Origin of the sequence: Amycolatopsis sp. CFH S0740, assembly GCF_004522315.1 — a bacterium.
Taxonomy (GTDB): Bacteria; Actinomycetota; Actinomycetes; order Mycobacteriales; family Pseudonocardiaceae; genus Amycolatopsis; species Amycolatopsis nivea.
This window is the reverse complement of the sequence record NZ_SDLS01000004.1, coordinates 403,199-427,874: the sequence shown is the minus strand read 5'-3', so window position 1 is coordinate 427,874 and position 24,676 is coordinate 403,199. Positions and strand designations below refer to the sequence as shown.

The window sequence follows — 24,676 nt, the reverse complement described above, 5'->3', positions numbered from 1 at the left end:
GCCATGCCAGGGGACGACGGCCTGCTCACGCAGGACAGCACGCGCGGGCTCACCGCGGCCGAGGTGGCCGAGCGGGTCGCCAAGGGACGGACCAACGACGTGCCCTCGCGCACGAGCCGCAGCGCGTGGGAGATCGTCCGGTCGAATGTCTTCACCCGGATCAACGCGATCTTCGCGGTGCTCGCGGTCATCATCTTCTCCACCGGCTACCTGCTGGACGGGCTGTTCGCCGGGGTGATCGTGGCGAACAGCGTCGTCGGCATCGTGCAGGAGCTGCGCGCCAAGCGGACGCTCGACCGGCTCGCGATCGTCGGCCAGGTGCGCCCGCGCGTGCGCCGCGACGGGGTCAGCGGCGAGCTGGCCCCGGAGGAGGTCGTGGCCGACGACGTGATCGAGGTCGGCGCGGGCGACCAGGTCGTGGTCGACGGCGAGGTGCTGTCCGCGGACGCGCTCGAGGTCGACGAATCGCTGCTCACCGGCGAGTCGGATCCGGTGGTGAAGCGCGCGGGCGACCCGATCATGTCCGGCAGCTTCGTGGTGGCCGGGAACGGCGCGTACCGGGCGACGAAGGTCGGCTCGGAGGCGTACGCGGCGAAGCTCGCCGAAGAGGCGGGCCGGTTCACGCTGGTCGACTCGGAGCTGCGGAACGGGATCAACAAGATCCTGAAGGTCATCACGTACCTGCTGGTCCCGGCGGGCGCGCTGTCGATCTACAACCAGCTCTCCGGTTCGCAGCAGCTGCCCGACGCGCTGCGCGGGATGGTCGCGGCGCTCGTCCCGATGGTGCCCGAGGGGCTGATCCTGCTGACGTCGGTCGCGTTCGCGGTCGGCGTGATCCGGCTGGGGCGGCGGCAGTGCCTGGTCAACGAGCTGCCCGCGATCGAGGGCCTGGCCCGCGTGGACGTCGTCTGCGCGGACAAGACCGGCACGCTCACCGAGAACACGATGCGGCTGTCCGAACTGCGGCGGCTGCGGGAAGCGGGCGAGGCTCCCGAGACGGTGCTGGCCGCGCTCGCCGCCGCCGACCCGCGGCCGAACGCCAGCCTGGTCGCGATCGCCGAGGGCTGCCCGTCCGCGCCGGACTGGACGCCGACGGCCGTGGTGCCGTTCTCGTCGGCGCGGAAGTGGAGCGGCGCGGCGTTCGGCGAGCACGGCGACTGGGTGCTCGGCGCGCCGGACGTGCTGCTGCCGGCCGAGTCGGAGGAACGCGCGGAAGCGGAACGGATCGGCGCGCAGGGCCTGCGGGTGCTGCTGCTCGGCCGGGCCGCGAACGCCGTCGACGCGCCGGACGGGCCGGGCAAGGTCACGCCGGTGGCGCTGGCCGTGCTGGAACAGAAGATCCGCGGCGACGCTCGCGAAACGCTGGACTACTTCGCCGCCCAAGGCGTTGCGGTGAAACTGATTTCGGGCGACAACGCGGTGTCGGTCGGCGGCGTGGCCCGCGCGTTGTCCCTGCCTGGCGGCGAGGCTCCCGTTGACGCGCGGACGCTGTCCGAAGACCCCGGGAAGTTGGCTTCGCAGCTCGAAGAGACCGCCGTATTCGGCCGCGCGACCCCCGCGCAGAAGCGGTCGATGGTCGCCGCGTTGCAGGCTCGCGGGCATACCGTCGCGATGACCGGCGACGGGGTCAACGACGTGCTCGCTTTGAAGGACGCCGACGTCGGCGTCGCGATGGGCGCGGGCAGCCCGGCGACGCGGTCCGTTGCGCAGATTGTCTTGCTGGACAACGCTTTCGCGACCCTGCCGCATGTCGTCGGCGAGGGTCGCCGGGTGATCGGGAACATCGAACGCGTCGCGAATCTGTTCCTCACCAAGACGGTGTACTCGGTGCTTCTGGCGTTGATCGTCGGCGTGCCCGGGCTGATCGGGCAGGACGCGATGCCGTACCCGTTCCTGCCCCGGCACGTCACGATCGTCGGCTGGTTCACGATCGGGCTGCCCGCGTTCGTGCTGTCGCTGGCTCCCAACAACGACCGCGCGCGCCCCGGTTTCGTCGGCCGCGTACTGCGAATGGCGATTCCAGCCGGGGTGGTGATCGGGGCCGCGTCGTTCGTGTCGTACATCCTGGTGCATCCGGGGCATGCGACCACTAACGCCGCGCAGGTGCAGGCGAGCACTACGGCACTGATGACGTTGATGGCGCTGGCATTGTGGGTGCTGGCAGTGGTCGCGCGGCCGTACACGTGGTGGAAGGCGGCGCTGGTCGCGACCATGGCGGTGGTTTCGGCGTTGATGTTCCTGCTGCCGTGGACCCGGGAGATTTTCCAGCTGGATCCGAGCAACACCAGGTACACGCTGACGGCAGTGGGCTGCGCGGCAGTGGGGCTGGTGTTGATCGAGGTCGGGCGGTGGATCGGGAACCGGGTGGGGAAATAGCCTCAGCGCGGGGCAGGGTCGGTCTTCGGGAGCCGGAGGTCGATCTGAAATCCGCGGTCGCCGCTGGTGATGAACGCTTCGCACCGCGGGACGCCAGTGACGAGGTGCCGATAGCGAGCGCTCATCGCCGCGGTCAGTTCGCCGACGCGCTGACCGTCGAGCCGGACCTCGATCGCGTAGGAACCCTTGTGCTTGCCACTGGACACAGTGGACGGTGCGAGCTCGGCGGCGACGATCGTGCGCAGCACGCCGGAATGGTAGTGCCGCAAGGTTTTCTGATGGTTTTCCTCCTTGGTGACGGTGACCGTCCGCTCCGGCGCGAGAAGATCGGCCTCGGCGAGCAGATTGGTGATCTCCAGCGCGTCCGGGCCCGCGAGGTGCAGGTACATCCCGTAGCGGCGGCCGTTTCCGCCGCCGGTGATCCGCGCCGGGCAGGTGCCGGCATAGCCGCTTTTGCCGAGCGCACGGAGAGCGGGCTGGTAACTGCGGGCGTCCGAACGGGACAGATAGCCGACGGTTTCCGTTCCTCCGGGGTGGATCGCGTCGACGCGGACGGCGTGGAGATCGTGCGGGTTCTGCGGTTCCGGCACGAGAAGCGCGACGACCGGGAGGTGCTGGTCGAAGCCTTCACCGGCAGCGATCCCCCTCGCCGCCCGCTGCAGCGCGGGCTGGTAATGCGCTTCGCCGATGATCGCGATTCGTCCGTCCGCCGACAGCCGCCGCCGGATCAGCGGGGCGGCCGGCGCGTCCTGGATCCGGTCCGGTTTGGGCCGTGCCGCAGGCGGTGCGACCACCACCGGCGGTGCGACGGGCGCGGTCATCGCCCGCAACGATCGCGCCAGCGCCGAGCTGGCTCGCGGCGTCGAGAAGTCGAAGGTCGCGCGATAGCCGTTCGGCCCGGAAAGCCGCACCGATCCGTATTCGAGGACGGGGAGCCGCCGGTTGTTCTTGTAGCGCCAGTCCGGCCCGCCCTTGACGTTGACGTACTGCCAGGTGTGCCCGACGACGCGGGCATCGCCGGGCACCGAACCGCTCTCGATGAACCGCTGGACGTCCGCCTCGATCCGCAGCTCTCCGTACTGGACGTCGGCGTACTGCTTGCCTTCGCGCAGCAGAACCCGGTCGGGCAGGAAATAGACCGCCCGATGGCTCGTGGCGAGCGAGGGGACGGCGATGTTAGCGGACAGCTGCGGCGGGCCGCCGATGCCGCGGTCCAGCGAGTGCCGCTTGACCAGCGCGGACGCTCCGGCGTTGACCTTGTGCTGACGCGTTGTCGACAACGCCCCCGACGCGACGACGTGCCAAGCCCGCCGCGCCTCCCGCACCGGTCCGAAGGCGTCGACCAGTCCCTGGAACCGCTGCGCTTCCTCGGCGTCCTGCACGTCGTAGAACACCACAACGGTCCGCCGGATCCGGTCCTTGAAGAAAACCCACACCGTGAGCGGCACCCCGGCCAGCAGCGTCCACGGCGACGCGCCCGCCAGCGCGAGTGCGAGCACCAGGACCCACGGCCACCATCGCATCGACCGTGCCGCGGCATTGAGCTGGCCGACGAACTCGCTCGAATCGGCGGCCGCCATTTCGAGGGTGGTCGCGCCGGTGATGTCGGCCATGACGACGTCGCTCGCGGGCAGCAGCGGCGGTGCGCTCGGAGCCGTTGACCGGGTCGTCGTCCGATAACTGACCAGCCCGCCGCCGAGCGTGACGTAAGCACCGCGCGGACCGGTGCCGACGCGGAACCCGGGCACGCCGACGGACGCGCCGAGCCCGGCCCGCGACATGCTTACCCGCAGCGGACCGACCTTGACCCTCGTACGCAGATAGAACGACATAGGCGACCTTCGACGGACGGCATTTGCCCGCTCTGGATCGCCGTGCGTGCGCCGGTTGTTACGCGCCGCTCGGGAGATGGTGCTGCAAGGCGCCCAGCCCCTCGACCCGCTCCCGGGCCTGTTCGTCCTGCGCGGCCATCTCCGCGTCGGTCAGCACGATCGCGTCCGGGCCCGGGAAGACCGTCGATTCGTGGTCCGCGCCCTGCTAGCGGACGGTGAACGGCGGCCCTCCGTCCGGCGAGCCCACCGCCACGATGCGGCCCCGGTGCTCCGGCACGTCCACGTGGATTCCCTTCACGACCAGCCAGTCTCCGCGCTGTGCGTGCATGGTTCCTCCTCAGAACGACGTCGTCGTCCGCAGCGATACCTCGTCGCGCTGGGCGTGAAACCTCGGAGTAGTCCGATCAGGGATAAGCAAGTGGCTCGCGGGGGTCGGTTCGGCTCAGACGCTTGAGGAGTTCCGCCGTCACGCCCGCCGCTGCACGTCCTTGGTCTGCATCAACTTCGTCAGCAACCCGACCAGCTGACCCCGTTCCTCGGCCGTCAGCGTTGCCGCCCAATGCTGCTCTCCCGCGTTGTAGGCCGCGAAGCAGCGGGCGAACGTTTTCTGCCCCTCCGGGGTCAGGTGCAACAGCACCGTCCGCCGGTCTTCCCGCGACGGTTCCTTCCCGACCAGGCCGTTCGAGGCGAGGTTCTCCACCGCGGCTGACACGGCCGCGCGGCTCATGCCCGACAGGGCCGCCACCCGGCGCAGTTCCAGCGGGCCGGACGCCGACAGAACCAGCAGCAGCCGCAGACCGGTGCTGCTCAGCTGCGCCGATTCGTTCAGCTTGATCTCGCCGAGCCGGGCGTGCAGGTCGTAAGACAGCAGGTCGGTGGCCCGGTGCAGGGTCATCACCAGGCGCATCGCGTCCGGGTCGACCTCGGGCAGGGTTTCGCTCACCGAGCGGACCGCGTGGTCGACGAAGGTCCAGTAATCCGGTTCGGCGGCTTCGGGCTCCCTCACGCCTCTCGATCATGCCAGGTTCCCCGAGATTGTCAAAGGTTGAACGTCAAAGCCTTGACAATGTTCCGGAGCGGCTTCTAGCGTTCCCGGCGTCCGAGAGAGCAATGGAGGTCTCGATGCGACACCGAACCCGAGGGCGCGTCGCCGCCGCCGCGTGCGCGGCACTCGTGGCGTTGAGCGGGTGTGCCGCTCCGCAGGAGCCCGCACCGGAAGGCGCGCAGAAGAAAGGGGCCGGCGCGGAGGCCGCGGTCCAGGTCGACGCCGGTCTCAGCGCGCTGGTGCCGCAGCGGTACCGGGACAAGAAGACGATCACCGTCGCGACCAGCGCGAGCGTTCCGCCGCTCGCTTTCGTCGACAGCAAGAACAACAACGAGATCACCGGCGTGGTGGTCGACCTGACGAAGGCGTGGACGAAGCTGCTCGGACTGGACGTGCAGGTCGTGCGGACCGAGGGCGGCAACGTGATGCCGGGAGTCCTTTCCGGACGGTTCGACGCCGTGATGTCGGTGGGGGACTTCAAATCCCGGCAGGGCACGATGGATTTCGTCGACTTCCTGCGCGGCGGCACCGCGCTCATGGTCCGTTCCGGAAACCCGCACGGCGTCAAGGGAATCGACGATCTGTGCGGCCGGTCGCTGGCCATCGGGCGCGGGTCGATCGAGGAGACCGACGCGCAGCGGGTCAGCAAGGAGTGCGTCGGCAAGGGCAAGCCCGCGGTGAACATCAACGCCTTCGCCGACGGGCAGGCGATGGTGCTGGCCCTGCAGAGCGACCGCGTCGAAACGGCGTGGAACGACATCGCGCCGGCGAACTACCTGATCAAACAGAATGCCGGCCAGTTCGAGCTGACCGGCGACGGCGTGCACTGGCTCGCGCCGTACGCGGCCGGGTTCCGCAAGGACGACCAGCAGTTGCGCGACGCAGCGCAGCGTGCGCTGCAGAAGCTCGTCGAGGACGGCACCTACCGCAAGATCCTCGACGAATGGGGGCAGGGCTCGATCGCCGTCGACCGGATCGCGGTCAACGGTTCCCGGTTCTGAGCCGCCCGGTCCACCGAAGAAGGAGAAACGCATGGATTACCGCCGCATCGGCCGCGAGGGACCCGAGGTTTCCGCGCTGTCGCTCGGGTCGTGGAACACCTACAGCCGGATGACGTTCGAGGCGGGCGTCGCGCTCGTCCGGCGCGCGTTCGACCTCGGCATCGATTTCCTCGACGTCGCCTATTACCGCGACAAACCGCATACCGAGGTGCTGCTCGGCCGGATCCTCGACGTCGTCGGGAAACCGCGCGAGGACTACGCGATCGCCGAAAAGGTGTGGTACTTCGACTATCCGCGCCAGCCGCTGGCCGAACAGCTCGACGAGTCCCTGGTCCGGCTCGGCACCGAGTACGTCGACGTCATCATCACCGAGCACCCCCGGCCGGGGATGGACGTCCCGGCGATCGCCGAGGAACTCGCCGGCCTGGTCACCAGCGGCCGGGCCCGCAGCTGGGGCGCGCTGAACTGGTCGGCCGCCGATCTCCGCACCGCTTACGACCACGCCGAGGCGAAGGGGATCCCGACGCCGCAGCTGGTCCAGCTCAAGTACAGCGTCGCCCGGCGGTCCGTCGTGGACAGCGCGGAGTACCAGAAGCTGTTCGCCGACACCGGGATCTCGCTGCACGCCTCCGACACGATGGAGGGCGGGATCCTCGCCGGGAACCTCGACCCCGGCCGCAAGATCGGCATCGACACCGGCGGCATCCGCGAGCGGATCAAGGAACTCGTGCCGCGGCTGCGGGAGATCGCGGCCTCGTTCGACGCGAGCCCGTCGCAGCTCGCGCTCGCGTTCTGCCTGGCGCAGCCGGCGACGGCGTCGGTGCTGTTCGGGTCCACCCGGATCGCGCAGATCGAGGACAACGTCCGCGCGGTCGAGCTGGCGGGCGAACGCGGCGCGGAGATCGTGGCCGCGCTGGCCGGGCTCGGCGTCTCGGGGCACGAGAACGACGCGCCCTACCCGCACACCGAACGGACGCTCGGCGAGTTCGTCACTGTCTGACCCCTCGGCGGCCGTCCCCGCGACGGCCGCCGCCCGGGCTGTCCCGAAGGAGTCCTCATGTCGATCCCCACCTCCACCCGCGCGCCGGTCGAGGCCCCGGCGGGCGTCCGGTTCGCCCGGCGGCGGCAGCCCGCGCGCTGGCTCACCGCGGGCGTCGCGCTCGTGCTGGCCGCGATGTTCGCGCATTTCCTGATCACCAACCCGCGCTGGGACTGGCGGCTCGTCGGGGGCTACCTGTTCTCGGCCGACATCCTGCGCGGCCTGCTGAACACAGTGCTGCTGACCCTGATCAGCAGCGCGGCCGGGCTGGTCGTGGGCGTCGTCGTCGCGCTGATGCGGCTGTCCGGAGACCCGGTCCTGCGCTGGGTCGCGACCGCCTACATCTGGTTCATCCGCGCCATCCCGGCGCTGGTGCTGCTCCTGCTGATCTTCTTCCTCGGCGCGCTGCTGCCGAAACTGTCGCTGGGCATCCCGTTCGGCCCGGAGTTCCTCAGCGTGCCGACGAACCGGCTGATCTCGCAGTTCTCCGCGGCGGTCGTCGGGCTCGCGCTGGTGCTCGGGGCGTACAGCGCGGAGATCTTCCGCGCCGGGATCCTGTCCGTGCCGGCGGGACAGCTGGAAGCCGCGACCGCACTGGCGATGACCGGGCGGCAGCGACTGCGGAGAGTCGTTCTGCCGCAGGCGATCCGCGTGATCATCCCGCCGCTGAGCAACGAACTCGTCACCATGTTCAAGAACACCTCGCTGGTATCGGTGGTCGGCTACACCGAACTGCTCACCACCGTGCAGCTCATCTACGGCCGCACCTACCAGACGATTCCGCTGCTGCTGGTCGCCTGCCTGTGGTACCTCGTGCTGACCAGCCTCGCGATGATCGGCCAGCGGTACCTCGAACGCCGTTTCGGCCGCGGGTTCACCGCGGGCCGCCCGGGCAAGGAGAACTCGCGATGACGTTCCTGCGGCTGTCCGGCGTGCGCAAGAACTTCGGTCCGCTCGAGGTGCTGCGCGGCGTGGACCTCGATGTCGGCCAGGGCGAGGTGGTGTGCCTGATCGGCCCGTCCGGGTCGGGCAAGAGCACGCTGCTGCGCTGCGTCAACCACCTGGAGACGGTGGACGGCGGCGAGATCCGGCTCGAAGACGAGCTGATCGGCTACACGCGCAAAGGCGACACGTACTACCCGCTCAGCGACCGTGCCGCCGCTCGCCAGCGCCGTCGGTTCGGGATGGTGTTCCAGGGCTTTCACCTGTTCCCGCACCTGACCGTGCTGGAGAACATCCTGGAAGCGCCCACCCGGGTCCTGCGCCGGCCGCGCAGTGCGTGCACCGAGCAGGCGCACGAGCTGCTGGCGTCGGTCGGATTGGCGGAGAAGCACGCGGCGTATCCGCGCGAGTTGTCCGGCGGGCAGCAGCAGCGCGTCGCGATCGCGCGGGCGCTGGCGATGGAGCCGGACGTGATGCTGTTCGACGAGCCGACGTCCGCGCTCGATCCGGAGCTGGTCGGCGAAGTCCTGGGCGTCATGCGGCGGCTCGCGGAACGGACGATGACGATGATCGTGGTGACCCACGAGATCGGCTTCGCCCGGCAGGTGTCGGACCGTGTGGCGGTGATGGACGGCGGGACGATAGTCGAACTCGGCACACCGGAGGAGGTTTTGGGAGCGCCGAAACACCGGACGACGCAGGCGTTCGTGCGGTCGCTGGGGGAGCGGGCCTGAGGGAGGGCCGGGCCGGCCCTCCCTCGTCTCAACGGCTCAGGTGAGCCAGGAACTCGTCGTTGAACCGTTGCCCGATCCGCTGCACCGCGTGCGGGCTGCCGGGGAACAGCACCCGCTTCGCGGGCAATGTTTCCGCCAGGGCGTCGGCGACTGCCTCGAATCCCGGAGTGCCGCCGCCGGTCACCACCAGTTTCGGGAACGACGCGCGGGCCAGCGCCTCCGCGGGGACACCCGTTTCCCAAGGCCGTTCCGTCATCAGATTGCGGGCGGCCTCCAGCAACGGGGGCGGAAGCGGCGACGGCAACGGCAGATCGACGTTCAACACCCGCAGGAACCGGGCCACGAACGTCGCCGGCTCGCTGTCTTCGGCAGCCGCCCAGCAGTTTCGAAGGGCGTCGGCGAGCAGGTCGGCGGCGGGGCGGCCGGCACCGTTCGGCAGGGCGGGCGGTTCGACCACGGTCAGCGACCAGACTTTGCCCGGCGCGAGCGCGGCGGCCCGCATGGCCACCACTCCGCCCATCGACGTGCCGAGCAGATGTGCTCCGTCGGCCAAGAGTTCGGCGACGTCGGCGGCGTCGCGGTCCGGGTCGATCCGGTCGGTCGGCGGGCTGGGCCGGTACCCCCGGCGGTATGGCGCGATGATCCGGTACCGGTCGGCAAGCACCTTTTGCTCGCTGAACGCGGCGGCGGCCGAATTCAGGCTGCCGTGCACCATCACGATCGGCGGGCCGGATTCTCCCCACCGTTCGACAGCCAAGCCGGTCATCGCGCGGCCGCCTCGGCCCGGGCGAAGACGCCGCGGTCGATGTCGAGGCGGCGGGATTCGAAACGCCAGCCGTCGGCGGTGCGGACCACGACATCCTGGTAGACGCCGGTGGCGATGACGAACGGCGGTGCTTCGACCTGCAGTTTGGCGACCAGGCAGGTGACGGCCGCGCGGTCGGCTTCGCCGGTCACGACGTAGTTCGTCAGCAGGTGGCGGGCACCGTCCTCCTTGCCCGCCGCGATGTGGCCCTTGATGAACTCGACCCGCTCGGCGCGGCCGGCGAAGGTGCCGTAGGTGGAAACGAACTGCCCGTCCGGGATCCAGGCATCGACCCACCCGTCGACGTCGTGGTTGTCGAGGGCGCGCATCTGGGCGTTCGAGAGCTCGACGATCGCGAGCTTGTCCTCAGTGGATAGTGGCATGACGGCGTTCTCCTTTGGCAGCGCGGACTTGCGTTGCGCAGAGTCTGCGCGGCCCGCCGTGCCAGGACTATCGCCTGCGCGAACTGCAGTCGTCGGTTTCGCGCAACACGGCGGACGGCGATTCGCCAAACCGGCGTTTGAACTGGGCGGCGAAATCGCCGAGATGCACGAAGCCGCAAGCGAGCGCGGTCGCGGTCACCGTGGCGCCGGCGGGATCCGCCGCGGCCAGCAGCGCGCGGGCGCGGTCGAGACGCTGTTCGCGGAGCCATTCGCTGAGGGTCCGGCCGGTTTCGCGGCGGAAGCCGATCTGCAAGCTGCGTAGGGACACCCCGCAATGCCGGGCCACTTCGGCCATCGAAAACGACTCCGGCAGGTGCGCCAGCAGGTAGTCCATCGCGCGCCGGACCCGCGCCGACGAGGGAGCTTTCGTCTCGGCGGCAAGGGTTTCGCTGAGGGTGTTCGGGTGGCCGAGCAACAGGGCCTCGGCCAGCAGCGCCTCGAGATGCCCGGGCCGCGCGCCCTCGGCGGAAAGGTGGATCGCCGCTTCGACCAGCGCCAGCACGCCGGGGGAGACAGTGTCCGCCCGGAGGTCGAACTGCACCGCGACCGTGCCGGGCGTCCCGGCGAGCAGGGCGGCGGTCCGCTCGACCAGCGGCCGGTCGAGGCGCAGCACGACCTGGTCGAACGCGTCGTCGAAGTCGAGCTGGAACGAGCGGTACGGATTCACCACCGACGCCGCCCCCGGCCGCAGCACCGCGCTCGTGGTGCCGTAAGCGAACCGCGCCCGGCCGCTCACCGGCAGCGAAAGCAGGAATTCGTCCTGTTCGGGAGCCAGTTCCGAGATGCGCACAGCCGCGCCGTACCGCAGCCGGTTCACCGAAACCGAGCCGGCGGCGAGGTGATCGAGCCGCGCGGACAGCCTGCGATCGCGCACCAGCAACGCGTGCGGACGCAGGGCGGTGCTGCACGCGCCGACGACCTCGTCCACGTCGTCGGCGGCGCTCACCATCCGTCGCCCGCGCGTCCGCACGAGTTCGGCGATCCCGGCCACCCGGCTCATCCGCGGGATCGTACGCCGTCAGTCGAGCTTCGCGGTAACCACCGGACGCTCCGTAGGTCCACTGTTCACATTGGTCCGACGATGCCACCGCAACTGACCGTCACTGAACTCGATGGTGACCGTGTCGTGGAACGGCGATTCCACGAAGTACCACTCCAGCACCAGCACCCCCGGGGAACTCCACTGCGCGGCAGCGAGGACTCGCGTCGAGTCGGCCTGATACGAGTGGTGCAGTTGCCAGGTGGTAACTCCGGTATCCGACTCGACCCACGTGGACAGTCCACAACGGACCGAATGGCAGCCGCGATCGTCGTCCAAGGTCACCACAAGATCATCACCGTCCACAGTGAACGAGATAGCGGAAAGTCCGTCCTCATTGGACTCGCATTCGTACCGCTGGCCGCCCAGGTCGACGGTGGTCGGCGAAAGCGCGGGAGCAGCAACAGCGAGTTCGGCAGCCAACGAAGCATCAGCCGAAGCGGAAGGAGTGCCGGTAAAAGCGGGCACCAGCAGGTCATGCACCAATCCGGACAGCAGCCGGTGCTTCCTGTGCGTGATGCTGCCTGTCGTGGCAACAACGGCGTCGTGCTGGGGGAGTACGAAGACGTCCTGGCCGAACATTCCGGACGCCCGGTATCCGCCGTCGGCGTCGAGCCACAGTTGGTATCCGTAACCCTCCGGGCGTTCGTCTCCGGCGGAGGCGGACGGGACGAATTCGGTGCCGTTCCAGCTTCCGGCGTCGGCGTTCTGCACGTGCCACGTGGTGGCCTCGCGCACCCATCCGGCGGGCAGGATCCGGTCGCCTTGCCAGAGGCCGTCGTGCAGGTGCAGGACGCCCCATTTCAGGAAGTCGATGCTGCGCAGGCTCAAGCCGTTTCCGCCGGAGCAGATGCCTTCCGGGTCGGTGTCCCAGGTGTGTCCGGCGAAACCGAGCGGCTCGAACAGTCGTGGTTGCAGGTAGTCGTAGACAGAGAGGCCTGATGCCCGTTGCACGATGGCGGACAGCATGTGCGACGTCGCGCTGGAGTAGGTGAACGTCTTGCCCGGCGGCAGATCCACGGGGGTGCGCAGGTATTCCCGCACCCAGCTGGTTTTCAGCAGTCGCCAGGTTTTGCCGGACAGGCCGACGCGGTGGCCGGTTCGCATGGTCAGCAGGTCTTCGACGGTGATGGCGCGCAGGTGCTCCGACGCGTCGGGCGGGACGAGTTCCGGGAAGAACGAAGTCAGACGGTCGTCCAGGCGCAGCAAGCCTTCGTCCAGGGCGAGGCCGATTGCGGTGCCGACAAAGGACTTCGTTGCCGAGTGTGTCGTGTGTGGACGGTCGCTGCGGTAGGGCCACCAGTAGTGTTCGAAGGCCAGCTTGCCCGAGCGGTAGACGAGCAGGCTGTCGAGCGAGATCCCGTCGGCGGTCAGCCGGTGGAGGAAGCCGCGCACGCGTTGGGCGTCGAGGCCCGCGTCGGACGGGGAGGCGGAGGGGAAGGTCACGAAGGCTCCTGGACGAGTGTTTTCTTGCGGTTCGCGAGCCGTTCGGCGACCCGCGAGAGGGCGATGTTGACGACGATGTAGAGCAGCCCGGCCCCGACGTAGGCCTGGATGAAGTCGCCGCTGAACTCGCCGAGCACCTTGCCGTTGTTGAGCAGTTCGGCGATGCCGACGACGTAGCCGAGGCTGGATTCCTTGATCACCCGCACGGTCTGGCTGATCAGCGCGGGCGCGAGCGCGCGGGCCGCCTGCGGGAGCACGACGAACGTCATGACCTCCCAGTGCCGCAGGCCGATCGCGTGCCCGGCCTCGCTCTGGCCGCGGCCCACGGCGAGGATCCCGGCCCGCACGATCTCGGCGAAGATCGCCCCGGCGTGCGCGACGATCGCCAGCACCAGCTGCCAGAAGATCGGCACCCGGACGCCGAGGATCGGCAGCCCGAACATGAAGAAGAACAGGATCAGCAGCAGCGGCATCGCGCGGAAGAACTCGATGACCGCGGCGGACGGCCAGCTCAGCCACCGCTTCCGGCTCAGCCTGCCGAGCGCGAGCAGCACGCCGATCGCGACCGACAGCACCGTGGACACCAGGCCGACCAGCAGCGTCATCGCCAAGCCCTGCACCAGGAACCGCAGCATCGCGCCGTCGACGAGGATCGCCCAGCGGGCCGGGTCGAGCTGGCCGGAGGCGCCGAGCTTGACGAGGACGAGAGTCAGCAGGCCGAGCAGGACGAGTCCACAAAGGATGGACACAGTGCGCAACCGGGCCTTGGCTTTCGGGCCGAGTGCGTCGAAGAGGATGTCGTCGTTCACCGGAGCACCCGGACCTTTCGCTCGACGAGCCGCACGACCCCGCTGACCGCCAGGTTGATCACGAGATAACCGCAGGCCGCGACGGCGAAGGCCAGGATCGGTTCGGCGGTCTCGAGGTTGAAGGAGCGGGTTTCGAGGGTCAGTTCGTCCACGCCGACGGCCGCGCCGAGCGCCGACCCCAGCGCGACGTTGATCAGGATCGTGCCCAGCGGCTGCACCATCGCGCGGAACGCTTGCGGCAGCAGGACATCGAGCACGACCCGGCGGAACGGCAGCCCGATCGCCCTGGCCGCCTCGACCTGCCCGCGATCCACCGCGCGGATGCCCGAACGGACGGTTTCGCAGACGTACGCGCCGAAGTAGACGCCCAGCGCGAGCACGAGGCACCAGAACAACGGAATCAGCACACCGGCGTCGGGCAGCCCGAAAATGAGCAGCACGGCGATCAGCAGCAGCGGCGAATTGCGGACGAGGTCGACATACAGCCGTCCGGCGGCGCGCAGCGGCCGGACCGGGCTGATCCGGCAGATCGCGACGACGCAGCCGAGGACGAGCGCGAGCGGGAAGGCGCACGCGGTGAGCAGCAAAGTGGTGGTGAAACCGCCGAGGATTTCCCCGGCGTGACCGGAAAGCACGGGTGATCTCCCTTCAGGAGCCGGGGACGGAGCCGGGCACGGGCGGCTCGGGGGCGGGACCGGACACGAGCGGGCCGACGGTCTGCTCCCACAGCCGCCGCCAGCTCCCGTCGGCGGCGATGCGCCGCAGGAATCCGACGACGATCTCCTTGAACGCCGGATCGTCCTTCGGCAGCCCGATGCCGAACGGGCTGCTGCCGTACGTCGCGGGCGTCATCCGCAGCCGCGCGTCGACCGCCGCTTTGCCCAGCAGGATCGCGGTGTTCGCCGACCACGCTTGGACCCGGCCCTGCCGGACCGCGGCGGCGCACTGGCTCGACTCCTCGAACACCACCGCACGTGCCTGCGGACACGCTTTCCGAAGCGCTTCCTGTGCCGCGCCGGGCTGTACCGCGACGTCTTTCCCGGCCAGATCGCGCACGGCGGTGACCTGCGGACCGTCCGCCGCGGTGACGATGCCGGAGCGCGCGAGGTAGTACGGCCCGGCGAACGAGACAAGCCGTGCCCGGCTTTTGCTGATCGTGTAAGTACAGACGGCGACGTCGACGGATCGGTTCTGCAGGATCGCTTCGCGCGTGTCGGCGCCGCCGGTGATGCTGTCCACCTCGGGCGTGCCGAGCAGGTATTTGGCCAGCAGCTGGGCGATTCCGATGTCGAAGCCGGTGATCTTGCCGGTCGCCGGGTTCATCATGCCGAACCCGGGGGTGGTCACCGAAGCGGACTGCCGCAGGACGCCTTGGTCGCGGATCCGGCGCAGCGTCGGCGTTTCCGGCAGGTCGACGCCGACCGGTCCGCGCGCGACGGCGTCGGCCTGGTCGAGCGTGGCGTAGGCGGGATTGCCTGCTGTGCGGGTGGTTCCGCCGCTGCACGAGGCGAGCAAGGGGACGGTGCCGGCGGCGAGCAGCGCGGCTCGGCGGGTGAGGGGAGCGGACACGGAGGCCTCCAGGCTCAGTGGCTGAGCACGCGGGCGAGGAAATCGCGGGCGCGTTCGGTCTGCGGCGAGCCGAAGAAGACGTCCGGCGTGGCGGATTCGGCGATCCGGCCGTCGGCCATGAAGACGACGCGGTCGGCGGCCTTGCGGGCGAAACCCATCTCGTGGGTCACCACGATCATCGTCATGCCGTCGGCGGCGAGCGCGGTCATCACGTCGAGCACCTCGTGGATCATCTCCGGGTCGAGCGCGCTGGTCGGTTCGTCGAACAGCAGCACGCGCGGCTCCATCGCCAGCGCGCGGGCGATCGCGACCCGCTGCTGCTGACCGCCGGACAGCTGTGCGGGGTACTTGTCCCCGTGCGCGCCGACGCCCACCCGTTCCAACAGCTCGTCGGCCCGTTTCCGCGCGTCGTCGCGGCTGAGCCCGCGCACGCGGACCGGGCCGAGCATCACGTTGTCCCGCACGGTTTTGTGCGCGAAGAGATTGAAGGACTGGAACACCATGCCGACGTCCGCGCGCAGCCGGGCGAGGTCCGCGCCCTCGGCGGGCAGCGGGCGGCCGTCGATCTCGATCGAGCCCTCGTCCGCGGTCTCCAGCCGGTTGACGCAGCGGCACAGCGTCGATTTCCCGGACCCGGACGGGCCGATGACCACGACGACCTCGCCGCGCCGGACGTCGAGGTCGATCCCGGTCAGCACCCGGGCCGATCCGAACGACTTGCCGACGCCGCGCAGCCGTACCAGGGGCTGATCTGTGCTCATGAGTGCTCCTCGTCGAGCCGGCGGGTAGGGTTCACTACACAACGGAGAACCCTCCGGCATCTTGTAGTAGCCACTACGTCCAGTCAAGGGTGTCATGTCCACTACCTATCTCGGCGGCGACCACTTCGACGACCACGTCCGCGCCCGGCTCGACGACCTCAAGCCGGCGGAACGCCAGGTCGCCCGGTTCATGCTGGCCAATCCGAACGAGGTGCTGTTCTCGTCGGCGGGCGACCTCGGCGCGGCGGCCGGGACCAGCGACGCGACCGTGGTCCGCACCGCGAAAGCGCTCGGCTATTCGGGGCTGCCGGAGCTGAAACGCCACCTCGGCCAGACGTTCACCGCGCGCACCGAGCCGACCGTCCGGCTGAGCGCGGCGATGGAGAACCTCGGGTCGACCGGGTCGCGCCAGATCGACCGGGTGATGGCCGACAGTGCCGAGCGGCTGCAGGAAATGCAGCGCCAGCTCGCGCCGGAAGCGGTCGAGGAGGCGGCGCGGCTGTTGCTCGCCGCCAGGATGGTGTTCACCTGGGGACTCGGGCTGTCGTCGGTCTGCGCCGAGTACGCCGCGTTCCGGCTCGCCCGCCGCGGGCTGGTCACGCGGCACTGCGACGACACCGGCTTCCGGCTCGCGGACGCGATGCTCCCGCTGACCGCCGACGACGCGGTGCTGGTGTACGTCCCGGCCCGGCAGAACCGCGACGTCGAGCTGATCCTGCGCTACGCGGAGGAGGTCGGCGCGCCGGTAGTGCTCGTGACGAGCCAGCTGTCCGCGGACCTCGAATCCCGGGTCCGCGTCGTGCTGCCTGCGCCGGATTCCCCGACGAAGTTCACCGGCGAGACCCTGACCGCCTCGATCGTCACCGACATCCTCGCGCACACCATCGCGGGCCGGGAGCCGGACCGCGCGAAGACGGCCGCGGACCTGCTGACCCGGCTCCGGGCGGACCTCGGCGAGCGGAAGTAGCGCTCGCCGGGCGGCGATCGCGGTTCTCTCCGCGATCGCCACTCACGAAACCCCTGAGCTGCGAAAAAGCACTATTCTGCGGTGGTATACACCGTGCGTATACCTGTGTTGTATAGTGATCTTCACCCCCGGGTTTCCGGGGTCAAGGGAGGAACAGGGGAATGTCGGTTTCACATACCTTGCTCGGGTTGCTCGAGTCGGGGCCGAGACACGGGTACGACCTGAAACGGGCGTACGACGAGCAGTTCGGGCAGGACCGCCCGCTCGCGTACGGCCAGGTCTACTCGACGCTGTCGCGCTTGCTGCGCAACGGCATGGTCGAGGTCGCGGGGGTCGAGAGCGGCGACGGGCCGGAACGGAAGCGCTACACGATCACCGACGCCGGGATCACCGACGTCGAGCAGTGGCTGAGCACTCCGGAGAACCCGGAGCCGTACCTGCAGAACACGCTGTACACGAAGGTGGTCCTGGCGCTGCTGTCCGGGCGCGACGCCACCGACGTGCTCGACGTCCAGCGCAGCGAGCACCTCAAGGTGATGCGCTCGCTCACGAAACGCAAGTACGAGGGCGACCTCGCCGATCAGCTGATCTGCGACCACGCGCTCTTCCACCTCGAGGCGGATCTGCGGTGGCTCGAGCTCACCGCGGCCCGGCTCGGCGAACTCGAGAAAGCGGTGCGCTGATGACCAGGCCGGGAACCGCGCTGCTCGCGGGCAGCGGGCTGCACAAATCGTTCGGCCAGACGCGGGCGCTCGACGGGGCGGCGCTGGCCGTCGCGGCGGGGGAAGTGCTCGCGATCATGGGCGCGTCGGGGTCAGGGAAATCGACGCTGCTGCACTGTCTCGCCGGGATCGTCCGGCCGGATGCGGGGACCATCCACTACGGCGGCCAGGACCTCGTCGCGATGGACGACAAGGGCCGGAGTGCGTTGCGGCGCACCGAATTCGGCTTCGTGTTCCAGTTCGGCCAGCTCGTGCCTGAGCTGACCTGCCTGGAGAACGTCGCGCTTCCGCTGCGGCTGACCGGGGCGAAGCGGGGGCCCGCCGAGGCGAAGGCGAAGGAATGGCTCGCCCGGCTCGAGGTCGACAACCTGGCGAAGCGGCGTCCGGGCGACGTGTCCGGCGGGCAGGCGCAGCGGGTCGCGGTGGCGCGGGCGCTGGTGACCGGGCCGAAGGTCGTGTTCGCCGACGAGCCGACCGGCGCGCTCGACTCGCTCAACGGCGAGAAGGTCATGCAGATGCTCACCCAGGCGGCGCGGGAAACGCACGCCGCGGTGGTGCTGGTGACCCACGAACCGCGGGTCGCGGCGTACTCCGACCGCGAGATCGTGGTCCGGGACGGGCGCACGGTCGACCGGGAGCTGGTCGCATGATGCGGGATCTGCTGCTGGGACTCCGGCTGGCCGTCGGGGGCGGCCGGATGTCCGGCTCGGCGCTCCTGCGGCTCGCGATGACCGCGTTCGGCATCGCGCTCGCGGTCGCCGTGCTCCTGCCCGCCGCCTCGGTGAGCCACCTGGTGAACGCGCGGGCGGACCGGGCGGCGGCGATCAAGCAGGACACGACGCCGCGCGAGGGGATCGCGCCGCTGGCGACCTACCGCTGGTACCCGTCGGTCGGCGAGGACTTCCTCCAGCTGACCGCGGTCGCGGCGACCGGGGAGAACTCGCCGGTGCCGCCGGGGCTTTCCCGGCTGCCCGCGCCGGGCGAGGTGATCGTGTCGCCCGCGCTGGCGGAGAAGCTGAACTCGGCCGAGGGCGCGTCGATCAAGGCGCGGCTGCCGGGGAACGTGGCCGGCCAGATCGGGGAACCGGGCGTCAGCGACGCGGCCGACCTGACGGCGTACTACGGGTCGACCGCCGCGGAGATCAAGGCGGAAGGGGAAAACGCCACCAGCGTCTACTCCTACGGCAAGCCTCCGGAAGGGTTCACCCTGCCGTTGGTGATGTGGATGGTCATCGCGCCGATCGCCGCGGTGCTGCTGCTGCCGTTGCTGATCTTCGTGACCACCGCGTCGCGGATGGGCGCGGCGCAACGCGAACGGCGGCTCGCCGCGCTGCGGCTGATCGGGGTGGACGCCCGGCAGATCAAACGGGTCGCGGCGGCGGAATCGCTGGTCGGCGCGGTGATCGGGCTCGTGGCGGGCGGGGCGCTGTTCTACGCGCTGCGGCCGTTCATCGGGGACTGGCTCCCGTTCGGCCTCCGCGTCTTCCCGGACGACTTCACGCCGTCGTGGGTGTCCTTGCTGGTGATCGTGCTGCTGGTGCCCGGTCTCGCGGTCGGCTCGGCGCTGTTCGGGCTGCGCCGGACGATCGTCGAACCGCTCGGCGTGGTCCGGCAGGGCAAACCGGTGCGACGCCGGATGTGGTGGCGCTGGACGATCACCGGGATCGGCGTGGTGTTCCTGCTCGGGACGCTCGTCGTCTCGCCGGGGTCGGGTGACCAGGCCGCGGCGATGGCGCTCGCGGTGGGCAGCGTGTTCCTGCTCGTCGGCGTCGCGGCGCTGCTGCCGTGGCTGGTGGAGCGGATCGTCGAACGGCTGCAGGGCGGCCCGCCGTCGTGGCAGCTCGCGGTGCGCAGGCTGCAGCTCGACAGCGGCACCGCCAGCCGGGTGGTGTCCGGGCTCGTCGTCGTGCTCGCCGGGACGATCCTGATCCAGGGCGTGCTCACGTCGATGACCAGCCGCAATTCGCGGTCGTACGAGACGCCGGTCGGCGTCGCGGCCGCGCCGGTGCGGGTGGACACGACGAGTGCGCACGAGGCGGAGGTCCGGCAGCGGCTGTCCGGGGTGCCCGGGGTGACCGGCGTGCACAGCGCCCGCGCCCTGCAGCTGCAGGGATCCGGCGAGAACCAGGTCTACGGCACTGTCGGGGACTGCGTCGCGCTGAAAACGCAGGCGAACATCGGAGACTGCGCCGACGGGGACGCTTTCTACGTGACCGGTTCGTCGGCCCAGCCCGTGCCCAAGGGGGAGTACCGGCTGACCGGCTACCGCAACGGCAACAAGGTCGAGGGTCCGATGTGGACAGTCCCGGGCAACGTCCGGGTGGTGCCCGCGAGCAACACCGCGAAGGCGTCGGCCAGCGAGCTGCTGGTCACGCCCGGCGCGTTCGGCGACGTCCAGCTGCCGGTCGAGCGGACGGAACTGTTCGTGGCGGGCGCCGGCGGCGTCGACGCCCTGATCGACCAGGTCGCGACCGCGGTGCGCCCGCTGGCGTGGAAGGCCGAGGTCGGCAAGACGGACTTCATGTCCGACTACGCCGGCCGCGACGAGCGGATGGTGGAGAGCTTCCGCGCGGTGCTGCTGACCGCGTCGCTGTTCGTGCTGGCGGTGGCGGCGATGAGCCTGCTGATGCTGTCGATCGAGCAGATCAGCGAACGCCGCCGTCCGCTCGCGGCGCTGTCCGCGGCGGGCGTGCCGATCGGGGTGCTGGCCAGGGGATCCCTGTGGCAGACCGCGGTTCCGGTGGTCGTCGGGGTGGTGCTGGCCGTCGGAGCAGGGCTCGGCTTGACCGCGCCGATCCTGCGGCTGGCGAAAATGCCGATGATGGTGGACGGCGGGGTCCTGGCCGGACTGGCCGGAGCCGCGGTCGCCGCGGTGCTGCTGGTGACGGCTTTGACGCTGCCGCTGCTGCGCCAGGTGACGAGGCTGGACACGCTCCGCTCGGAATAGCCCCGGGGGTGTGGGGTGGTCCGTGAAGGGCTCCTTGAGGGAATCCGATTCCGTCAAGGAGCCCTTCACGGCTATTGCCGCATCAGCCCCAGTTCCGCGCATCCGTCCCGGAGCGGTTCCAGGCCGAACGCGTCCACCGGGCCCACCACACCGGGCGTCGCCGGGCCGTCGGTGCTCAACCGGATCGCCGCCCAGGTCAGCAGATCCCCGGTGAGCGTGTACGCATTCGGTCCTTCAAGCCGCACCTCGACCCGGGAATCGGCGACTGCGACCACCTCCGCGCCGGTTTTCGCGCGTGCGGTCGCGTCCGGTCCTCCGGGCGGGCCCACCATCGGCCCGCTCATCGCCCGCAGCACCGGACCGGCCACCGAGGCCAGTGCGGACACCACCGGCATCGCCCGGCTCAACGCGGGGAACCATCCATTGTAGACAGTCACCTCGTCGAGCGACGGGAAATTCCCCGGCAGGAACAGCACTTCGGTCCCGGAAACCAGGAAGGCCGACTTGGACCGGCCGCGGACCGGGAACGCGCGCACCCGGCTGCCGGTGCGTTCCTCGACCAGCCGACGACCCCGCCAGCGCAGCGAGGGCAGCGTCATCCCGTCCCGCATGGTCGTCCGGGTGCCTTGGCTCAAGCCTCGGTAGAGCGGCCCGGTCGCGAAGTAGCCGATCTCCAGCGAACGCACGTCATCGCCCGCCTCTTGCGCGGCAAGGGCGCCGGCGAGGATGCCGGGGACGTAGTCGTAACCGAAGCCCGGGACCATCGCCGCACCGGTTTCGACTGCTCGCTCATGGTGTCGGGCACGTACATCACGGACGAAACCGACCTCGCCGGTCGAGTCCAGGTAGTGCGCTCCGGCATCGGCGGCGGCTTGCGCGGCCGCGTGCCCGATCCGGTCGAACGGGCCGACGGTCGCGATCAGCACGTCGCCGGGCCCGGCCAGCGAGCGGAGGGTCGCCGGGTCGCTGACGTCCGCGACCGCGATCTCCAAGTCGCCGTGGTCCGCGGCCAGCGCGTCCAACGCAGACCGGTTCCGCCCGGCCAGGACGGGCCGCACTCCGCGCCGTACCAGTGACTCCAGGACCAGGCCGCCGGTGTAGCCGGTCGCCCCGAACACCACGATCCGCCCGGTCATGCCGTCACCGGAACGTGCCGACGGAGGAAATCGACCTGGTCCGCGACCACTCGCTCGAACGGTTCGCCTTGGTAGACGGCGAAATGCCCGTCCGGATAAGTCCGCACCTCGCCGCGCGGCGCGCGGGCGGCGTACCGCAGCGTCGGCCCGGACGGGGCGACGGAATCCTTCTCGCACACCGCGAACAACGTGGGCACCTCGATCCGGCCGACGCCGCGGCCCGGCCGGTACCGCAGGATGTCGAACACCGCCCGCGCCGCGACCTCGTTGCGGAAATCGCTGCCCGGCGGCACCAGCGCAAGATACCCCGGCTCGGCGTCCGGCGCAGTCATCAGCGCGGTGCCTCGTTCCGGGCCGGCGGTGGCGATCAGCCGCGGCGGCCGTCCGAGCCAGTGCCCGGCCACGTCCCGGGCCGCGACGACGGTCGCCTTGACCGAACTGGCCGGATGCATGGCGAGCGCGGACGCGATGCCGTCGGTGAACGGGCATTGCGCGATCGCGGCGACGAGCCCGGCCGGGCGGTTCGCGGCGGTGCTGAGCACGTGACCGCCGCCGAACGAGGTGCCCCAGGCGATGACCCGGTCGCCGTCGACCTGGGGGAGCGTGCGCGCGTAGGCGATCGCGGCGGTCCAGTCGGCGAGTTGTTTCCGCGGGGACAACAGGTGGCGCGGATGGCCTTCGCTGTCGCCGAAATGCCGGTAGTCGAACACCAGGCACGCGTATCCGGCGGCGGTGAAGCGTTCGGCGTACGCGGCGAGACCCATTTCGCGGACCGCGCCGAGACCGTGCGCCATCACGATGATCGGCGGGTTTTCGTTCGCTGGCAGGTAAAGCGTGGCGGCGCACTGGTCGCCGCCGACCGGGAAGGACACGTTCACGCGGGGATCTCCTCTCGGGCGCTGGCGACCGGGCGGTCAGCGGGGGTGCGGCCGGCCGGACGGCGTGCCCCGCGCCGGCGTTCGAGCCGAAGGTCGCGCATGTAGTCGTCGTAGTCAACCTGGATGGTGTGCCGTTTGGACGCGACGTAACGCCGTGCGATCCGTCGCCGGTGCGTGTCGATTTCGCGCGCCATCTCGGCCGCGCCGGGCAGGCGGTAGCGGCCTTGCAGATGGTCGGCGATCAGCAGTGCCTGCCGTTCCGCGATCGGCATGATCGCGCCGAGCGGTTGCACCAGCCCGACGAAATACAAGCCGGGCACGCCGGGGTGGAAAACCCGCCGGTACAGCCGAATTTCGTTGTCGCCGGAGGGATCGAGGAAGTCCCGGTCGAAGAACGGGAAACTGATCTTGTACCCGGTGCAGAACACCACCAGGTCCGCGGCGACCCGGCGGCCGTCGGCGAACACGACGTCGCCGCCGTCGAATCGCTCGATGTTCGGCGCCGGCGTGATCGCCCCGTGCGCGAGCCGGTCGAGGACGCGGCTGGACATCGTCGGATGCGCCTGCGCGAACTTGTGGTCCGGCTCCGGCAGGCCGTACCGCGTCATCGGCCCGGTCGCGGCGGCCATCAACCGGCGCGCGAGCGGCCAGCGCAACGCCGAGGGCAGCCATTCCTTCCCGGCGATCTGGTCGTACGGCCTGCCCCACACGTATTTCGGGATCACGTGCACCCCGCGCCGTGCGGACAGGTACGTTTCCGCGGCGTGGTACGAGGCGTCGACGGCGATGTCCATCGCGGAATTTCCCATGCCGACCACCACGACGCGCCGTCCGGCCAGTTGCGCTTCCTCGGTGTAGGAATGCGAATGCATGATCTCGCCGCGGAATCCTTCGGCTCCGGGGAACATCGGCTCCGGCAGGCGTGGATCCCAATGGTGGCCGTTGGCGACGAGCACGGCGTCGTACCGCTCGGTGTCTCCTGTGGACAGTGTGACCGCGAAGCTGCCGTCCGGCCGAGGCTCGACGTGGGTGACCCCGGTGCCGAACCGGATGCGGTCGCCGAAGCCGAAATGCGCCACATACGCCGCGAAGTAGTCGGCGATCTGGTCGTGCCGGGCGAAGTCGGGCAGGTTCCGGGGCATCGGGAAGTCGCTGAACTCCATCCGCTGCCGCGAGGTGTTGATGTGCAGGGACCGGTAGGCGGCGGAGACCCCGTTGCGGTTGCCCCACACCCAGTTGCCGCCGACCCGGTCGGACAGCTCGTAGCAGTCCACGCCGATGCCGCGTTCGGCGAGCACCTTGACCGCGGCGATCCCGGACGAGCCCGCGCCGACGACGCAGACCCGGAAGCTGTTCGCGGACATGCGTTCTCCTCCTTGTGACCAGTGGTCATATGACCAGCGGTCATAGAGTACGATCGCAGCACGGGGAGAGTCAAGAAGAGGAGGTCGGCGGTGCCGACGGGAACGTGGGAGCGGCTGCCGGAGAAGCGGCGGGCGGCGGTGCTGGCGGCGGCCGAGGCGGAGTTCGCGGCGCGCGGGTTCAGCGGCGGCAGCCTCAACACGATCTGCCGCGAGGCCGGGGTGTCGAAGGGCAGCCTGTTCCAGTACTTCACCGACAAGGCCGACATGTACGTCCACCTCGCCGAGTTGGCGAGTGTGCGGATCCGCGCGGCCATGGAGGCCGAGATCGAGAAGCTCCCGTGGGACAAGGATTTCGCCGGCGCGCTCGACCGGCTGCTCGAGGCGTGGGTGCGGTATTTCTACGACCATCCGCTCGAGCGCGCGATGACCGCGGCGGCCAATCTCGAGCCCGATCCGGTCGCCCGCACGCCGGTGCGCGAGGCGGTCAACCGTCACTATCTGGCGGTGCTGCGGCCGCTGGTCGAGCGGGCGGTGGCGGCGGGGCAGCTGCGGGCGGACACCGACGTCGAGATCGTGTTGTCGTTGCTGCTGCTGGTCTTGCCGCATCTGGCGCTGGCCCCGCACGTCGAGGGGCTGGACCCGCTGCTCGGCCTCGTCGAAGGCGATTCCGTGCACGCGGCGGCGACCGCGCGCAGGCTGACCGGGGCGATGCTGCGGCCGTATCTCCGCTGAGCGATACCGGAAATGCGGTGTCCCCGCCGGAAATCCGGAGTGGTATAGACTGGTACGGCCCACGTGATTACCGATCCGCCGCCCGCGCA

General features: G+C 70.1%; 24 protein-coding genes. 10 read left to right on the top strand and 14 right to left on the bottom strand.

The features are described from left to right. The first annotated feature begins 3 nt into the window (after nt 1–3). Nucleotides 4–2,376 carry an HAD-IC family P-type ATPase gene (locus EIZ45_RS10485; protein ID WP_134662428.1) on the top strand — a complete coding sequence of 791 codons (2,373 nt, stop codon included), beginning with the start codon at nt 4–6 and terminating at the stop codon, nt 2,374–2,376. A 2-nt stretch (nt 2,377–2,378) separates the two neighbouring features. Here the strand turns inward: EIZ45_RS10485 and EIZ45_RS10480 are convergent, their stop codons facing one another. The 3 genes from EIZ45_RS10480 to EIZ45_RS10470 form a co-directional block, all read right to left on the bottom strand. Next, nucleotides 2,379–4,208, bottom strand: coding sequence for a DUF4236 domain-containing protein (locus tag EIZ45_RS10480; RefSeq protein WP_134662427.1), 1,830 nt, complete (start codon nt 4,206–4,208; stop codon nt 2,379–2,381). A gap of 205 nt (nt 4,209–4,413) precedes the next feature. Next, nucleotides 4,414–4,536: a DUF1918 domain-containing protein gene (locus EIZ45_RS47590; protein ID WP_370318134.1), complete on the bottom strand. Its 123-nt coding sequence runs from the start codon at nt 4,534–4,536 to the stop codon at nt 4,414–4,416. A gap of 138 nt (nt 4,537–4,674) precedes the next feature. Then, on the bottom strand, nt 4,675–5,214 hold the full coding sequence (locus tag EIZ45_RS10470; RefSeq protein WP_238607037.1) for a MarR family winged helix-turn-helix transcriptional regulator: 540 nt from the start codon (nt 5,212–5,214) through the stop codon (nt 4,675–4,677). Nucleotides 5,215–5,330: 116 nt separating this feature from the next. Here EIZ45_RS10470 and EIZ45_RS10465 point away from each other — a divergent pair, with 116 nt between their 5' ends. From EIZ45_RS10465 to EIZ45_RS10450, 4 genes are read left to right on the top strand one after another with little or no spacing between them, the layout of a single operon-like run. Continuing rightward, nucleotides 5,331–6,254 (top strand): ABC transporter substrate-binding protein, encoded by a 924-nt coding sequence (locus tag EIZ45_RS10465; protein WP_167756397.1) that lies wholly within the window; start codon nt 5,331–5,333, stop codon nt 6,252–6,254. Nucleotides 6,255–6,285: 31 nt separating this feature from the next. Further along, nucleotides 6,286–7,254 (top strand): aldo/keto reductase, encoded by a 969-nt coding sequence (locus EIZ45_RS10460; protein WP_134662425.1) that lies wholly within the window; start codon nt 6,286–6,288, stop codon nt 7,252–7,254. Between the two features lie 57 nt (nt 7,255–7,311). Then, nucleotides 7,312–8,205 carry an amino acid ABC transporter permease gene (locus EIZ45_RS10455; RefSeq protein WP_037820147.1) on the top strand — a complete coding sequence of 298 codons (894 nt, stop codon included), beginning with the start codon at nt 7,312–7,314 and terminating at the stop codon, nt 8,203–8,205. Continuing rightward, entirely contained in the window at nt 8,202–8,969 is a 768-nt protein-coding gene (locus EIZ45_RS10450; RefSeq protein WP_134736045.1) for an amino acid ABC transporter ATP-binding protein, read from the top strand. The genes EIZ45_RS10455 and EIZ45_RS10450 overlap by 4 nt, the downstream gene beginning before the upstream one ends. Before the next feature lie 28 nt (nt 8,970–8,997). Here the strand turns inward: EIZ45_RS10450 and EIZ45_RS10445 are convergent, their stop codons facing one another. The 8 genes from EIZ45_RS10445 to EIZ45_RS10410 form a co-directional block, all read right to left on the bottom strand. Then, nucleotides 8,998–9,735, bottom strand: a complete 738-nt coding sequence (locus EIZ45_RS10445) for an alpha/beta fold hydrolase (protein ID WP_134662424.1) — start codon at nt 9,733–9,735, stop codon at nt 8,998–9,000. Continuing rightward, the gene (locus EIZ45_RS10440) at nt 9,732–10,157 is read right to left on the bottom strand and encodes a nuclear transport factor 2 family protein (RefSeq protein WP_134662423.1); all 426 of its coding nucleotides are present in this window, start codon (nt 10,155–10,157) and stop codon (nt 9,732–9,734) included. The genes EIZ45_RS10445 and EIZ45_RS10440 overlap by 4 nt, the downstream gene beginning before the upstream one ends. Nucleotides 10,158–10,224: 67 nt before the next feature. Next, nucleotides 10,225–11,217 carry an AraC family transcriptional regulator gene (locus EIZ45_RS10435; protein ID WP_134662422.1) on the bottom strand — a complete coding sequence of 331 codons (993 nt, stop codon included), beginning with the start codon at nt 11,215–11,217 and terminating at the stop codon, nt 10,225–10,227. An 18-nt stretch (nt 11,218–11,235) separates the two neighbouring features. Continuing rightward, on the bottom strand, nt 11,236–12,702 hold the full coding sequence (locus EIZ45_RS10430; protein WP_134662421.1) for a serine hydrolase: 1,467 nt from the start codon (nt 12,700–12,702) through the stop codon (nt 11,236–11,238). Then, complete coding sequence (locus EIZ45_RS10425; RefSeq protein WP_037820155.1) at nt 12,699–13,511, bottom strand: amino acid ABC transporter permease; 813 nt, start codon at nt 13,509–13,511, stop codon at nt 12,699–12,701. The genes EIZ45_RS10430 and EIZ45_RS10425 overlap by 4 nt, the downstream gene beginning before the upstream one ends. Then, entirely contained in the window at nt 13,508–14,146 is a 639-nt protein-coding gene (locus tag EIZ45_RS10420) for an amino acid ABC transporter permease (RefSeq protein WP_051729800.1), read from the bottom strand. Before EIZ45_RS10420 ends, EIZ45_RS10425 begins: the two co-directional genes overlap by 4 nt. Before the next feature lie 13 nt (nt 14,147–14,159). Beyond that, nucleotides 14,160–15,080, bottom strand: coding sequence for a transporter substrate-binding domain-containing protein (locus EIZ45_RS10415; RefSeq protein WP_134662419.1), 921 nt, complete (start codon nt 15,078–15,080; stop codon nt 14,160–14,162). Nucleotides 15,081–15,094: 14 nt separating this feature from the next. Further along, nucleotides 15,095–15,841 carry an amino acid ABC transporter ATP-binding protein gene (locus EIZ45_RS10410; protein ID WP_134662418.1) on the bottom strand — a complete coding sequence of 249 codons (747 nt, stop codon included), beginning with the start codon at nt 15,839–15,841 and terminating at the stop codon, nt 15,095–15,097. 94 nt (nt 15,842–15,935) lie between these two features. Here EIZ45_RS10410 and EIZ45_RS10405 point away from each other — a divergent pair, with 94 nt between their 5' ends. The 4 genes from EIZ45_RS10405 (at nt 15,936) to EIZ45_RS10390 (ending at nt 20,477) form a co-directional block, all read left to right on the top strand. Continuing rightward, nucleotides 15,936–16,808: a MurR/RpiR family transcriptional regulator gene (locus EIZ45_RS10405; RefSeq protein WP_134662417.1), complete on the top strand. Its 873-nt coding sequence runs from the start codon at nt 15,936–15,938 to the stop codon at nt 16,806–16,808. 161 nt (nt 16,809–16,969) lie between these two features. Continuing rightward, nucleotides 16,970–17,491 carry a PadR family transcriptional regulator gene (locus EIZ45_RS10400; RefSeq protein ID WP_043837530.1) on the top strand — a complete coding sequence of 174 codons (522 nt, stop codon included), beginning with the start codon at nt 16,970–16,972 and terminating at the stop codon, nt 17,489–17,491. Then, nucleotides 17,491–18,180 (top strand): ABC transporter ATP-binding protein, encoded by a 690-nt coding sequence (locus tag EIZ45_RS10395; protein ID WP_134662416.1) that lies wholly within the window; start codon nt 17,491–17,493, stop codon nt 18,178–18,180. The genes EIZ45_RS10400 and EIZ45_RS10395 overlap by 1 nt, the downstream gene beginning before the upstream one ends. Continuing rightward, entirely contained in the window at nt 18,177–20,477 is a 2,301-nt protein-coding gene (locus EIZ45_RS10390) for an FtsX-like permease family protein (protein ID WP_134662415.1), read from the top strand. Before EIZ45_RS10395 ends, EIZ45_RS10390 begins: the two co-directional genes overlap by 4 nt. 71 nt (nt 20,478–20,548) lie before the next feature. Here the strand turns inward: EIZ45_RS10390 and EIZ45_RS10385 are convergent, their stop codons facing one another. From EIZ45_RS10385 to EIZ45_RS10375, 3 genes are read right to left on the bottom strand one after another with little or no spacing between them, the layout of a single operon-like run. After that, complete coding sequence (locus EIZ45_RS10385; RefSeq protein WP_134662414.1) at nt 20,549–21,613, bottom strand: trans-acting enoyl reductase family protein; 1,065 nt, start codon at nt 21,611–21,613, stop codon at nt 20,549–20,551. After that, nucleotides 21,610–22,491 carry an alpha/beta hydrolase gene (locus EIZ45_RS10380; RefSeq protein ID WP_134662413.1) on the bottom strand — a complete coding sequence of 294 codons (882 nt, stop codon included), beginning with the start codon at nt 22,489–22,491 and terminating at the stop codon, nt 21,610–21,612. The genes EIZ45_RS10385 and EIZ45_RS10380 overlap by 4 nt, the downstream gene beginning before the upstream one ends. Further along, nucleotides 22,488–23,855: an NAD(P)/FAD-dependent oxidoreductase gene (locus tag EIZ45_RS10375; RefSeq protein WP_134662412.1), complete on the bottom strand. Its 1,368-nt coding sequence runs from the start codon at nt 23,853–23,855 to the stop codon at nt 22,488–22,490. Before EIZ45_RS10375 ends, EIZ45_RS10380 begins: the two co-directional genes overlap by 4 nt. Before the next feature lie 90 nt (nt 23,856–23,945). On the opposite strand from EIZ45_RS10375, the gene EIZ45_RS10370 reads away from it, so the two are divergent. Next, a complete protein-coding gene (locus EIZ45_RS10370; RefSeq protein ID WP_134662411.1) occupies nt 23,946–24,587 on the top strand; it encodes a TetR/AcrR family transcriptional regulator in 642 nt (213 codons plus the stop codon). The last annotated feature ends 89 nt before the right edge of the window (nt 24,588–24,676 follow it).